We start from the raw sequence: 13516 nt of genomic DNA, 5'->3' as shown, positions 1-13516 counted from the left end.
TGGGCCCTGCGTGGTCTGGAAGTTCTTGGCCATGTCCGGGTAGAAGTAGCCCTTGCGATAGAACATCGTGTGCTTCTCGATGTCGCAGTTGGTCGCCAGGCCGGCGAGCACGATGCTCTCGATGGCGGCCTTGTTGGGCACGGGGCAGGGCGCCGGGCATGCCGAGGCAAACCGGGCAAGTGTGCGTATTCGGATCTGCGCCGAACTCAATCGGGCACGAGCAGAACATCTTGGTCTTGAGCGTGGTGAGCTCGGCATGAACCTCGAGGCCGATGACGGCTTCCCAGTCCTTGAGGACCTCAGTCAGTTCCTTCATGAGAGACCTCCCTCCTCGAGCGGCGCGATGCGGGGAACGACGGTCGCAGCCTCAAGTGCAGCACCCACGCGCAGGATGACCTCGTCATGGAACTGCGGGCCCACGATTTGCAAACCGATGGGCAGGCCGGAATCCTCCGCCGAGTGCAACGGGCAGGCTCATTCCGCCGTTACCCGCGATGTTGATGCTGATGGTGTAAATGTCCGAGAGGTACATGGATGCAGGGTCGCTCACCCTCGCCGAACTTGAACGCAGTACGCGGACTCGTGGGCAGCACGATTGCATCGACCTTCTCGAACGCCTTCGTGTAATCTGCCGTGATGAGCGTGGCGCACCTTTTGCGCGGGGATGTAGTACTCGTCATAGACGCCACTCGCGAGTAGCCAGGCACCAAGCATGATGCGACGCTTTGCCTCCGGGCCAAAGCCCTGGGCACGGCTATCCTCGTAACGCTGCTCGAGATTCTTGCCGTGGGCGTGATGTCCGTAGCGCACCGAATCGAAACGCGAGAGGTTCGAGAACGCCTCGCAGGGCCCGAGCACGTAATAGGCGCTGATAGCGGCTGCCGCATTGGGCAGCTCGACTTCGACAATCGTGGCTCCCAGCTCTTCGAGCCTCGCGACGCTTTCCTCGAAAGCATGCTTGACTTCAGACGTGAGGCCGTCGAGTTCGAGCAGTGCGGGCACGATGCCGATGCGCATGCCGTTGACGCCGACATCGAGATTGGCGGTGAAGTCGATGTCGCAGGGCTGGCTCGTGCAATCGAGCGGGTCACGCCCGGAAATCGCGTTGAGCGCATATGCCGCATCCTCGACGCTACGGGCAAAGGGACCGACCTGATCAAGCGAGCTGCCAAAGGCAACCACGCCGTAGCGACTGACCACGCCATAGCTTGGCTTGAGGGCGACCGTGCCCACAGAAGCTTCCTGGTTGGCGGATTGATCCGCCCGTATCGCTGCCGAGCGACAACGTCGCCATGCCCGCGGCAACGGCAGCCGCCGAACCACCCGAAGACCCGCCGGGCACGCGTTCGAGATCCCAGGGGTTGCTCGTCGTCCCGAAGTACGAGGTCTCGGTCGATGAGCCAAACGCGAACTCGTCCATATTCGTCTTGCCCAGACAGATGCCGCCTGCGTCGAGTGCTTTGGCGACACAGGTTGCCGTGAACGGACTCACGTAGGTTTCGAGCATATGTGATGCGCAGGTCGTGTGCGTGCCGACGAGGTTCATGTTGTCCTTGAAGGCGATGGGGACGCCGGCGAGGATGCCGATGGGTTCACGGGCGGCGATAGCCGCATCGACGGCATCGGCTTGCTCGTAGGCGAGCTCGGGGGTGAGCTCGAGAAACGCATGGACCTTCGAGTCAAGCGCATCGATCATGTCGAAGGCGGACGTCGTGAGCTCGCGGGCGCTGAACTGGGCATTCAGCAGGCCCTCGTGGATTTCACGAACGCTCAGTTGAGGATAGTTCTGCATCAGCGATCGCCTCCCTCACCAAGAATGGAGGGAATCTCGAAGCATCCTTCGCTTGTGGAATCGCTGTTCGACAGCGCGACCTCACGCTCGAAGGACTCCCCCACCTTGTCCTCGCGCATGACGTTTGAGAGGTTGCCGATGGGATGGAAGGTCGGCTCGACACCATCGAGCTCGTACTCGGTGATGGGCTTGAGCGTCTCGATAATGTTGTTGAGGTCGACCGTCATCGCGGATAGCTCGTCATCCGTAAGGCCGATGCGCGCATACTCGGCGATGTCGCGCACATCCTGTTCGGTCAGAGTCACCTTAGTCCTCCTCGATGCGAATCATGGTACCCGATCTGGGCGACGCATGCCAGGGCCTTGACTTCCTTGAGGGCTTCCTCGAAGTGAGCCTCGTTGGCCGTATGCGTCATGAAAATGAGCTCTGCGGTGCCGTCACCATGCGTCGTGGGTTGCACCATGCTGCGAATGGAGACATCGTACTGGCTGAAGATCTCGCTGATGGCAGCAAGCACGCCAGGCTCGTCCTTTACAAGTAGGCGCAGATAATACTTGGTCTCGAGCTTTCCGATGCCACGCAAGGGCAGGTTATCGGTACAGGTGCACCCGACGATGGGCTTGACGTCGTTGGCGACGTGACGCGCAACCTCGATGGCATCGCCCATGACGGCCGATGCGGCAGGACCTGCGCCCGCACCCTCACCGAAGAACATGCAGTCACCCACGGCATCGCCCGTCACGTAGATGGCGTTATAGACACCGTTGACATTGGCAAGTTGATGGTCCGTGGGAATCATGGCCGGATGGACGCGGACGTCAATCTCGCCATCGATCTTGTGGGCGATGGCAAGCAGCTTGATGGTGTATCCCATATCCTCCGCATGCCTGAAATCTACGGGCTCGATGGAGCGAATGCCCTGCGTGAAGACGTCATCGAGTGTCACGCGGGAGTTGAAGGCGATAGAGGCGAGAATCGCGATTTTTGCGGCAGCGTCGTAGCCGTCAACGTCGGCCGTCGGATCAGCCTCGGCATAACCGAGTTCCTGCGCGCGTTTGAGCACCGTGTCGTAATCGAGGCCCTGTTCCATTTCGGTGAGCATGTAGTTGGTCGTTCCGTTGACAATGCCAAGAACGGTATTGATCTCGTTGCTGATGAGAGAATGCTTGAGAGGTTGAATGATGGGAATGCCGCCGCCTACGGACGCCTCGAAGGCAACTTCTACGCCATGATCATCGGCGGTATGGAAGATCTCCGCACCACGCGTCGCCATGAGGGCCTTGTTAGCGGTGATCACGTTTTTCCCCGCGCGCAGGGCATCAAGCACGACGTCAGCCGCCATGCCCGTCCCGCCAATGAGCTCGATGACGATGTCGATATCCGGATCATTGACGATATCCTCATATGAATCGACGATTGCACCATCGGGAATGCCAAGGGCTTCAAGTTTGGAGCGCGTGCGTGTCGTTGCCTTGGCAATCACCATGTCAACGCCCGCATGCCTCATGAAATCATCGTGGTGCTTTTGCAATATGCGAATGAATCCGCCACCGACGGTTCCGCATCCCACCAGACCGAGCTTCACTTGCTTCATGCATATCTCCTTTTGAAAATGCCTACGCATTTGAGCATACGTCACGTGCGAGCAGATCGTCATAAGTCTCACGGCGCACGACCTCGCGAGCTACGCCATCATGGACGAAGACGATGCCAGGACGCACCTGCTTGTTATAGTTGCTCGCCATCTCGTTGCAATACGCGCCGGTGCCGAGCACGCAGATATGATCACCAGCTTCACATGCCTGCAGGGGGGCGTTCTTCACGACGACGTCGCCCGACTCGCAATGCTTGCCGACGATGTCGCAGATGACGTCACGGGGCTTGTCAGCACGCTCCACGACGAACGCCTCGTACTTCGACCCATAGAGCGCCGTGCGGATGTTATCCGTCATGCCGCCATCGATGGCGACGTAGGTGCAGATGCCGGGAACCGTCTTGACCGAACCGACGGTGTAGAGCGTGATGCCCGCGTTCGCGACGATGGAGCGACCGGGCTCCACGAAAATGTGCGGATATGGGTAATCGTATTCGCTGCAATTGGCGTGGATGGCGCCCGTCGCAATCTGGGCGAACTGCGCGATGGTCGAGGGACGATCGTAGATGGTATAGGGAATGCCAAGGCCGCCGCCCATGTCGAAGATCTGCGCGACGAAGTCATGCGCCTGACGCATGTCGTTCATGAAGCCGAACATGGTGTTGATGGCCTCGACATAGGAGGTGAGCTCGAAGATCTGCGAGCCGATGTGGCAGTGGAAACCGGCCACCTCGACTCCGGGCAGCGTCAACGCGTAGATGAGCGCTTCCTCAGCCGCGCCATTACGGATGTTGAAGCCGAACTTGGAATCCTCGTTGGCCGTCTGGATATAGGCATGTGTGTCGGCTTCGATACCGGGGCAGACGCGAATGATGATGCGCTGGGTGACACCCTGTGCGCTCGCGTAGGTCGAGATGCGTTCGATCTCCTCATGCGTATCGACCACGAAGCACGCGACACCGGCGTCGATGTACTCCTCGATCTCGCGTTGGGACTTGTTGTTGCCCTGCGCGAAAACATGCTCCATCGGAAATCCCGCCGCCTTGGCGATGGCGAGCTCTCCCCCGCTTGCCACGTCGATATAGCAATCCTCCTCGGCGACGATCTTGTCCATGGCAACGCAGCAGAAGGCCTTGGCGGCATAGACGATGTCGCTTTGCGGATAGCAGGTGCGGAACTCATCGCGATAGCTTGCAAGCTGCTTGCGGATATGGTCCTCGTCGTAGATATAGAGAGCGGTACCGAAATCGCGGGCGATATCGCGCAAATCGATGCCGTCGAGCGTCACCTTGTTGCCCTCGACCTCCATGCTCATGGGAGCAACCTTGAGGAGGTCGGATGCCTTCATGTAGTCGGGCAGAACATGTTCGCGTGTTGGTGCAATTGACATGCTGAACTTCTCCTTTTGTTACATACTCGTAGGTGCCGACACACCGAGCAGAGACAGGGCGTTTCTTAGGACGCGGCGCGTCGCGTCACAGACGTAGAGACGTGCCGTCGTGAGGCGCACGTCATCGCCGATGACGTGACATTGGGTATAGAACTGGTGGAACTCGCTTGCGAGGCTCGTCGCGTAATGCGTAAGTCTGAACGGGGCAAGGTCACGCGCGCATCCTGCGACGAGCTCGCCAAACTCGTCGATGCGGCGTGCAAGGGCAAGCTCTGTCTCATGCGTAAGCGGCGAGAGGTCGGCATCGGCTGGGATAAGGGATGCGGCGATGGCATCAGGGTTTGCTCCGGATGCGTTTGCATCCTCGATACCAGCGGCCTTGCGCAGGATCGAACATATGCGTGCATGAGCATACTGAACATAGTAGACGGGATTGGTCGAATCCTGCTTCTTGGCTTGCTCGATATCGAAGTCAATTGCCTGGTCGGTTGAGCGCGCGAGCATGAGGAAGCGCGTGGCGTCGGCTCCGACCTCGTCAAGGACCTCCTCAAAGCTCACCATCTCGCCCGTGCGCTTGGACATACGTACGGGCTCGCCGTTACGAAAGAGGTTAACCATCTGGCCGATGACGACCTCGGGCTGGCCGGGATGGTCGAAGACATGGCCAACCGATTGGATGCGTTTGATATAGCCATGATGATCGGCACCGAGGATGTCGATGCAGCGATCGAAACCGCGGTCGAACTTGTTCTTGTGATAGGCGATATCGGGCGCGAAATAGGTATAGCTGCCGTCAGCCTTGACGAGCACGCGGTCCTTGTCGTCACCGAACTCCGTGGTCCTGAACCACACGGCATCATCTTTGTCGTAGAGGTATCCCCTCTCGCGCAGCGCATCGAGAGCGCGCGTGAGACGAGAGCTTCCGTCCTCGTCAGCGGCATAGGTGCTGCGCTCGGAGTACCAGACGTCGAACTCGAGGCCGAAGCCGGCAAGCACCTCCTTGGTATGTTCGAAGACCGTCTTGTAAGCGAGCTCCTTGAAGTACGCGGCGCGCTCGTCGGCATCGGCATCGACCCAGGCGGCGCCTTCTGCATCGTAGATGATGCCGGCGATATCGATGACGTAGGCGCCGGCGTAGCAGTTCTCGGGAAGCTCGTCTCGATACGAATCCATGTTCTCGATGATGATCCCGTAAGCGTCATCGACATCCGTGGCGGCGCCTTCGGCAATGAGGCGTGCGACCTGCAGGTAGCGAAGTGCCACGGACTCCGCGAAGATGTCCATCTGGTTGCCCGCATCGTTGATGTAGAACTCGCGGGTCACCTCGTAGCCTGCAAAGGAAAGGACGTTTGCCATCGCATCGCCGAGTGCCGCCCAACGGCCATGCCCCAAATGCATGGGGCCTGTCGGGTTGGCGGAGATAAACTCGAGGTCGACCTTGATGCCATCGCCGTCATGGCTTGAGCCGTAGCGCGTGTCCTCGCTACGCACCACACGAAACACGTTTTGCAATGCGGCATCGGAGAGCTTGATGTTGATGAAACCGGGACCGGCGATTTCGACGGAGGCGACTTCGGGCGCGTCGGCAATATGCGCGACGATAATCTGCGCGATGTCACGGGGGTTCATGTGCGCTTGCTTGGCGCATCGCATGGCAATGGAACTCGCCCAATCGCCATGTGCAAGGTCACGAGGACGCTCGACCTGCGCCGATGGCAGGCCATCGAGGGGAAGCTCGCCAGATTCGATGGCGGATGTGATGGCGGATGTGATGATGTCTTCTACTAACGTACGCACGGATGCTCGGTTCCTTTCAGGCTAATTGCATACGAAGCAACTATTCTAGCTGAACACGAGCGTGTTATACGCGAGAAGTACAAGGTAGCTTGGGTTATTCGGTATAGGTTGCAAGTGCGTTGTTTGACTTGAGATACGCAAGGACAGCAGACATGACACATTCCCTGATGTCGATCGTCTCATACGTGTATTCGGTATAGACCTCGAGCGTCGCGTTGATGGCGTTGAGCGATGCGCTGTCGAGGGAAAGCTCAGGCTTCATGTCCTCATAGAGATAACCGGCCTTCTTGAGCGCATCGTATGCAAGCTGGGGCAACTTCTCCCCTATCGCCTCCAAATTCGCCATGCTCGAGATCTCGAATGTCAGATCGGTCGTCTGGAAGGGCGGAAGGACGGTTACCGCATTTGAGTTGAAGACCGCGTTGGGGATGATATAGCTGTTGCCATCAGCATCTTCCATCTTCACGACACGCCAGGTGATGTCGTCGATTTTGCCCGTAATGTCCCTAATCGAGATCCAATCCCCCATTTTGAAGTCACGTGACAAGGAAACCTGCAAGCCACCGATGAGGTTGGATATCGTGTTCTGCAGACCGAGGGAGAGCGCGATACCGCCAACGCCCAGGGCTCCCCATAGCACCGAGGTGTTGTAGTTGAAGCACCATTTGAGAATGCACGAGATGCTCACGAACCAGATGACGACGCGTATGATATTGGCAACGATCGAGCCACCGACCACACCCCCCGTCGTCTTCTTGAGCGTCCGGTACATCACCTTGACGAGAAGGTGTGCGACCAGCATCGTCCCCAAAATGGTGAAAATGGCAACGGCGGCAACGAGGACGTAGCCGCCGTGATGATATAGATATGTGCTCTCGATGGCCTCCACGAGCGTGCGCTGCGTTCCTCGTGCTATCCGGCGTAATCGATGAGTTTGGCGGCAACCTGCTTCTTGCGGGAAAGCACGCCAGGCATCCAGACGGGGCCATCAGCGAAAGAAATCTCGAAGGCATCGGCAATGAAGTCGGTGTCGCCAGCCGCGATGAAGTCACTGCCCTCGACGATGATGTCGGTCAGGAGCATGAGGGCCGCATCATAGCCGCCCTCTTCCTGAATCTTGGCAACCTGCGCGGCGATATCGTCCGTGCGCCCACGCAGCCCATCGAGGTCCACGGTCTCGTACTGGGCGATCCAGCATTTCTTACCGCCGAAGTTGAACTCCTTGGAGTCACGGCTGCAAATATCCTCGATCGAGACATCGTCATCGCCACCACGGGACTTGAAGATCTTCATGCCGAACTCGACGGGATCGACGCCGAGAATCTGCGCAAGCTCCTCGACATGCTTCGCATCGACCTCGGTTGCCGTGGGCGACTTGAGGATGACCGTGTCCGTGAGAATGGCCGAAAGCAGACATGCGGCGATTTGCTTGTCAGGCGCGATGCCGAAGCACTCGTAGAGCTTCGTGATAATCGAGGTGGTTGAACCCCAGGGCAGGTTGATGAAGGTGATGGGTGCCGAGGTGGAGACATCGGCGATGCGATGGTGGTCGATGATCTCGGCGACCTCGGCGTCTTCGATGCCATCGACGGCCTGGCCCATCTCGTTATGATCGACGAGCACGAGCACGTCGCCCTCGCCCACCCGCTCTATGAGCGCAGGTGCCTCGATGCCGTACTCCTCGAAAATCATCGCGCTCTCGGCTGGCAACTCGCCCAGACGTACGGGGATGTACTCGTTATCGGCATCGGTCATGTTCTTGAGGTTGGCGTAGGTGTACGCCGCCATGATTGAATCGTTATCGGGATTCTTGTGTCCAACTACGTAAATCTGTGCCATGAGAGCCTCTCCTCGAAATCGAAATATCGCGATTATACCTTTATCCGAGCTTCACGATGGGCGCATATCCCTTGAGAAGCGTCTTTGTCTTGCCGCTCTTCTTGAAGTAGACCGAGATCTTGTCTCCCTCTATGCCAACGACGACGCCTGGGCCGAAAGTCTTGTGCTCGACGTGATCCCCCTCGGCAAACTCGGCCGATGAAGCGGCGGATGACATCTTGCCCGCATCGTCAGCACCTGCATCGTGTGCGGCAGCGTAACCGCCGCTGCCATAGACGCGACCACCGTACATCTCCTCGCCTTGTCCGCTTCCGGATATACCGCGCCGGTCGCCGCGTTTCTCCCAGCCCGTACCCGAAAAGCCAAGCGATCCGACGCCTTCGGAAGCAAGGAGCTCGGCGGGCATCTCGGATATGAAGCGGCTCCGTGCATTGGCCTGTAGGTCGTTGAAGATGCGCCTGCGTGCCGCACACGTGAGGAAGAGCCGCTTGCGAGCGCGCGTGATGGCAACGTAAGCCAGGCGACGCTCCTCCTCCACGCCGTTTTCGAGCATGGAAGCCGTATGCGGAAAGATGGATTCCTCCATGCCGGCGACGAAGACGTTGTCGAACTCGAGGCCCTTGGCGGAGTGCACCGTCATGAAGGTGACGGCATCGTTTTCCTCGCTTCCCAGGGAATCGAGGTCGGTTCGCAGGCTCAGCCATTCCATGAAGTCGCCAAGCGTGGGCGCATGGAATGCGAGCGCGTCATCGCCCTCGTCAGGCATGTCGAGGATATCCGGGTCGAAGACAAGCTCATGATCATCGGCATATTCGCGCACGACACCAAGAAACTCGCGTATGTTCTCGATACGACCACGTGCCTCGTCGGTGTTCTGTGCCTCGAGCGCCTCTATGAGTCCGGTCTTCTCGACAATCATGTCAACGACGGCGTAGAGGTCCCCCTCGTAGGAGCTTGCCTCGTCAATGAGGGAGATGAAGCTCTCGAGCGCACGGCGTGTGGCAGCTCGACAGGCCGGGTCGAGCGTTTCCTCACGCGCGGCTTCGAGAAAGGGAATGTCGCGTTGCCGCGCGGTGAGCGAAATGCGTTCGATCGTCGTCTTGCCAATGCCACGGCGCGGCGTGTTGATGATGCGCATGCAACTCACGTCATCGGCTGGATTGAGTATGAGCTTGAGATACGCCGTGACGTCCCTGATTTCCGCACGATCGAAGAATCGCGTGCCACCGACGATACGATAGGGCACGCCCGCGCGCAGGAACATGTCCTCGAGTATGCGCGACTGCGCATTCGTGCGATAGAAGACCGCGATATCGTTATAACGACTCCCCTTCGCGTGGAGGTCATCTGCCATGGCGGCAATCCAGCGGCCCTCGTCGCGCTCATCTGCTGCGAGAAAGACAGCGACCTTCTCGCCCTGCTCGCCACGCGTGAAGAGTTCCTTGCTCTTGCGCGATTGGTTGTGCGCGATGACCGCATTGGCACATTGTAGGATCGTGGAAGTGGAGCGATAGTTCTCCTCGAGCTTGATGGTCTTGGTATCGGGCCAATCACGCTCGAAATCGAGGATATTGCGGATATCGGCGCCACGCCACGAGTAGATCGACTGGTCATCGTCGCCCACGACCATGAGGTTGCCATGTCCTGAAGCGAGCAGCTTCGTTATCTCGTACTGGGCCTTGTTCGTGTCCTGATACTCGTCGACAAGTATGTAATGGAAACGCTGACCGTACTCCTGGCATATGTCGGGATGCTCGGATAACAGCGTGTATACGTTAACGAGCAAGTCGTCGAAATCCATTGCATTGGCACGTTTGAGACGTTGCTGGTATGCCTTGTATATCTCGGCAAACGCCTTATCGAGCTGGTCGTTGACACGTGGTTTGTAATCCGCCGGACTCACGAGTTCGTTTTTGCAGGCGGATATGCGTGCCCGCATCGCGTTTTCGGAAAAGCTCCGTCCCGTATAGCCATAGTCGGCCATGATGTCTTTGATAAGCCGTTTGGAATCATCGGTATCGTAGATGGTGAAGTCATCGCTATAGCCAAGCACCGTCGCATGGGAACGCAGGATGCGTACGCACATGCTGTGGAAGGTGTAGATCCACATACCGCGCAGGCGGCCTGCGGCAAGCGTTGACAGCCTATCGCGCATCTCGCGAGCCGCCTTGTTGGTGAAGGTGACGGCAAGGATGTTCCAGGGCGCGACGCCGCAATCCTCGACCAGATGCGCGATGCGGTAGGTGAGCACGCGCGTCTTGCCGCTTCCCGCACCCGCCAAAACGAGAAGCGGCCCCTCACATGTAAGGACCGCCTCCTTCTGTGCGTCGTTGAGTGAAGATAGGTCGAGCACTAGACGACCTTCTTGCCAACGGCAGCCGCAATCTGCTTGAGCTCGTCCAGGAGCTCGGCAAACTGCGGAAGCGTGAGCTGCTGGGATGCATCGGACTTCGCGACCTTTGGATCGGGATGCACTTCGATCATGAGCGCGTCAGCGCCGGCTGCGATAGCGGCCTTGGCAAGATCGCCGACGAGAGCCGTCTGGCCGGCGGGGTGGCTCACGTCGACGCAAATGGGATACATCGAACGCTGGTGCACGACGGGAACGGCCGCGATATCGAGTGTGAAGCGCGTCGCGTTCTCGAAGGTGCGGATGCCACGCTCGCAGAGCATGACGTTGGGATTGCCGTATTGCGTGATGTACTCGACGGCGGAGAGCCACTCGTCGATGGTGGCGGCCATACCGCGCTTGAAGAGCACGGGCTGATGCGATTCTTCGGTTGCCTTGCCGATGACCTTGAGAAGCTCGAAATTGGCCATGTTGCGCGTGCCGATCTGGATGCCATCGACGTGCTCGAGCACTTCGACGACGTGCGTGGTGTCGACGACTTCGGTGATGGTCTTGAGGCCGTAGGTCTTGCCAGCCTCTTCCATGATCTTGACACCTTCGATGCCGAGGCCCTGGAAGGAATACGGGCTCGTGCGTGGCTTGAAAGCGCCGCCGCGAATCCAGGAAAGACCCAGCTCGCTCAGGCCGCGAGCAACCGTATCGAATTGCTCCGCACTCTCTACGGAACAGGGACCGGCGAAGATGATGACCTCATCAGATGTGCGATTGGGAACATAGGTCTTGCTCATGCGCGAATCTCCTTCATCACCCTGAGAATGGTCGCATAGATCTCGCGAATGTCATTGCTGTACATGGGACCGTCATTAAGCGCTTCGAGGCGAGTGAAGATCTCCTCTTCGCGCTTTGGGTCATAGAGGCCCATCTGCGCCTGCGGTTTGAGCATGCGGATGGCAAGCGACTCGGTCGCACGCTTGTTGAGAAGCGCGACAATCTGCTCGTCAAGCGAGTCGATGACGGCGCGATGCTTCCCGATCTCGATTTCTGCGTTCTGGTCTTCTGTCATGCTTCTTCCTTTCCGATCCGGACAATCATCATTGAGATGCTATTTCTTGCGGCGAGCCGCAGGGCTTTCGCTGACGGACTTGCGTCGCCCCTTGGCGCGATTCATACCGGGGTAATCTCGAATGAGGTCGTGCAGGAACTGATTGTAAACCCAAGCTGAGACAACGCCAGCGAGAACACCGACAAGAGCGCCGACAAGGATGTCGAGGGGCCATTCGACACCTAGGTATATGCGAGATAATGCAATGAGGACGGCTCCGACAAATGCCCAGGTTCCCCAGCGACGCCCGGCAAGCATTGCAATGACCGTTGCCGCCGCAAAAGACGTCGCCGCGTGGAAACTTGGAAACGAATAGCCCGTACGGCTCACGCCCATGACTGCGCTTACGCCGATACCGGCATCGTAGGGGCGCACGTGCGCAAAGATGGGCTGCAAGATGAAGCCGACGATGATGCCCGTGAAGACGACGGTGAAGAGCAAGGTGACACCGACGTCATTTCTTCCGAGGAAGACGATGAAGACGATGCCGAGCACGATCCAAACGAACCCGTAGTTACCGAGCGCCGATATGAGCGCGGCAAGCTGCGTGAGAACGGGAAAGCGCAGCGACTGAAGAGCAAGGAGTATGGTAGCTTCCATCGTAACCCTGTCCTACCCTTTAGCCGATCAGCAGCTTGATGCCGAAGTAACCCAGGACAACGATGCCGATGATGATGCGATACACGCCAAAGGCCGTGAAGTCGTTGTTCTTAATGTAGCCCATGAGGAACTTGATCGAGAGCACGGAGACGACGAAGGCGGTGACGATGCCGACCACAAGCACCACGACCTCGGTCGCGGTCATGACAAGACCGGCCGTGAAGAACGCCTTGAAAGCCTTGACGATGCCCCAGCCAAACATGATGGGAATGGCAAGGAAGAAGGTGAACTCGGCAGAGGCCGTACGCGAGCATCCCGTGAGCATACCGCCGATGATGGTCGCACCGCTGCGGCTCGTACCCGGGATGATGGCAAGGCACTGAAAGAGGCCGATTTTGATGGCGGCTGCCGGTCCGATCTCGTCAACGGTCTTGATCGGGAACATCTCGTCGGGGCTCGGCTTGTCGTCGAGTTGCCCGCTGTCGTGAACGAACTGCACGTAGCGGTGACGGTTACGACGCTCCAGGACAATGAAGACGATACCGTAGAGGATGAGCATCGCGGCAACGACCCAGGCGTTATGGAGATGCTCGGTTACCCAGTCATCGAAGAGCAGGCCGACGATTGCTGCCGGTATGCAGCCGATGACGACCATCCCCCACAAACGCCAGGTCTCCTTGCGCTGGACGGGAGTCTTCTTGCGCGAGAAGGGATTGAGTTTGGTGAAGTACAGGATGATGACGGCCATGATGGCGCCGATTTGGATGACGACCAGAAACAGCTCGAGGAACGTGGACGAGACGTCGAGCCTTATAAACTCGTCGACGAGAATCATGTGGCCCGTCGATGAAATCGGAAGCCACTCGGTTAGCCCTTCGACAAGGCCGATGATAAACGCCTTAATTGCCTCTATGAACATCTGTTGAATCCTCGATCGTGTTCTTATATGTGAATGCGTAATTGTAGTACAAGGACGCTTTGACGGGAATATGCCCGCTTTTTCATATCTGTGCGCACATGACGACGCGATATGAGGTACCTTACCAATATCT

11 protein-coding genes and 3 pseudogenes are annotated in these 13516 nt (G+C 58.2%); all 14 read right to left on the bottom strand.

Going from position 1 to position 13516, the window contains the following annotated elements; all coding sequences use genetic code 11:
• Positions 1 to 42: 42 nt before the first annotated feature.
• Positions 43 to 258 (bottom strand): annotated as a pseudogene (locus OIM11_05410) (hypothetical protein).
• Positions 233 to 316, bottom strand: a pseudogene (locus tag OIM11_05405) (hypothetical protein). The pseudogenes OIM11_05410 and OIM11_05405 overlap by 26 nt, the downstream one beginning before the upstream one ends.
• Positions 313 to 1792, bottom strand: a pseudogene (gene gatA, locus OIM11_05400) (Asp-tRNA(Asn)/Glu-tRNA(Gln) amidotransferase subunit GatA). Before gatA ends, OIM11_05405 begins: the two co-directional pseudogenes overlap by 4 nt.
• Complete coding sequence (gene gatC / locus OIM11_05395) at positions 1792 to 2097, bottom strand: Asp-tRNA(Asn)/Glu-tRNA(Gln) amidotransferase subunit GatC (protein HJJ00565.1); 306 nt, start codon at positions 2095 to 2097, stop codon at positions 1792 to 1794. Before gatC ends, gatA begins: the two are co-directional and overlap by 1 nt.
• A complete protein-coding gene (locus tag OIM11_05390) occupies positions 2094 to 3386 on the bottom strand; it encodes a homoserine dehydrogenase (GenBank protein ID HJJ00564.1) in 1293 nt (430 codons plus the stop codon). Before OIM11_05390 ends, gatC begins: the two co-directional genes overlap by 4 nt.
• Positions 3387 to 3408: 22 nt before the next feature.
• Positions 3409 to 4776 carry a diaminopimelate decarboxylase gene (gene lysA, locus OIM11_05385; GenBank protein HJJ00563.1) on the bottom strand — a complete coding sequence of 456 codons (1368 nt, stop codon included), beginning with the start codon at positions 4774 to 4776 and terminating at the stop codon, positions 3409 to 3411.
• 18 nt (positions 4777 to 4794) lie between these two features.
• On the bottom strand, positions 4795 to 6573 hold the full coding sequence (gene argS, locus OIM11_05380; protein HJJ00562.1) for an arginine--tRNA ligase: 1779 nt from the start codon (positions 6571 to 6573) through the stop codon (positions 4795 to 4797).
• Between the two features lie 94 nt (positions 6574 to 6667).
• Positions 6668 to 7462, bottom strand: coding sequence for a mechanosensitive ion channel family protein (locus OIM11_05375; GenBank protein HJJ00561.1), 795 nt, complete (start codon positions 7460 to 7462; stop codon positions 6668 to 6670).
• Positions 7463 to 7485: 23 nt separating this feature from the next.
• A complete protein-coding gene (locus tag OIM11_05370; GenBank protein ID HJJ00560.1) occupies positions 7486 to 8412 on the bottom strand; it encodes a manganese-dependent inorganic pyrophosphatase in 927 nt (308 codons plus the stop codon).
• 40 nt (positions 8413 to 8452) lie between these two features.
• Positions 8453 to 10765, bottom strand: coding sequence for a UvrD-helicase domain-containing protein (locus OIM11_05365; protein HJJ00559.1), 2313 nt, complete (start codon positions 10763 to 10765; stop codon positions 8453 to 8455).
• Positions 10765 to 11550: a 3-deoxy-7-phosphoheptulonate synthase gene (aroF, locus tag OIM11_05360; GenBank protein ID HJJ00558.1), complete on the bottom strand. Its 786-nt coding sequence runs from the start codon at positions 11548 to 11550 to the stop codon at positions 10765 to 10767. Before aroF ends, OIM11_05365 begins: the two co-directional genes overlap by 1 nt.
• Positions 11547 to 11825, bottom strand: a complete 279-nt coding sequence (locus tag OIM11_05355; GenBank protein ID HJJ00557.1) for a chorismate mutase — start codon at positions 11823 to 11825, stop codon at positions 11547 to 11549. Before OIM11_05355 ends, aroF begins: the two co-directional genes overlap by 4 nt.
• A 39-nt stretch (positions 11826 to 11864) precedes the next feature.
• Positions 11865 to 12464: a phosphatase PAP2 family protein gene (locus OIM11_05350; protein ID HJJ00556.1), complete on the bottom strand. Its 600-nt coding sequence runs from the start codon at positions 12462 to 12464 to the stop codon at positions 11865 to 11867.
• 19 nt (positions 12465 to 12483) lie between these two features.
• Positions 12484 to 13383: an undecaprenyl-diphosphate phosphatase gene (locus OIM11_05345; GenBank protein ID HJJ00555.1), complete on the bottom strand. Its 900-nt coding sequence runs from the start codon at positions 13381 to 13383 to the stop codon at positions 12484 to 12486.
• Positions 13384 to 13516 lie beyond the last annotated feature (133 nt).

The sequence above is a fragment of the Coriobacteriaceae bacterium genome, from assembly GCA_025992705.1.
In the GTDB taxonomy this organism is placed as follows: domain Bacteria; phylum Actinomycetota; class Coriobacteriia; order Coriobacteriales; family QAMH01; genus QAMH01.
Note: the sequence above shows the minus strand (reverse complement) of the source record. Positions and strands in the feature narration are given on the sequence as shown.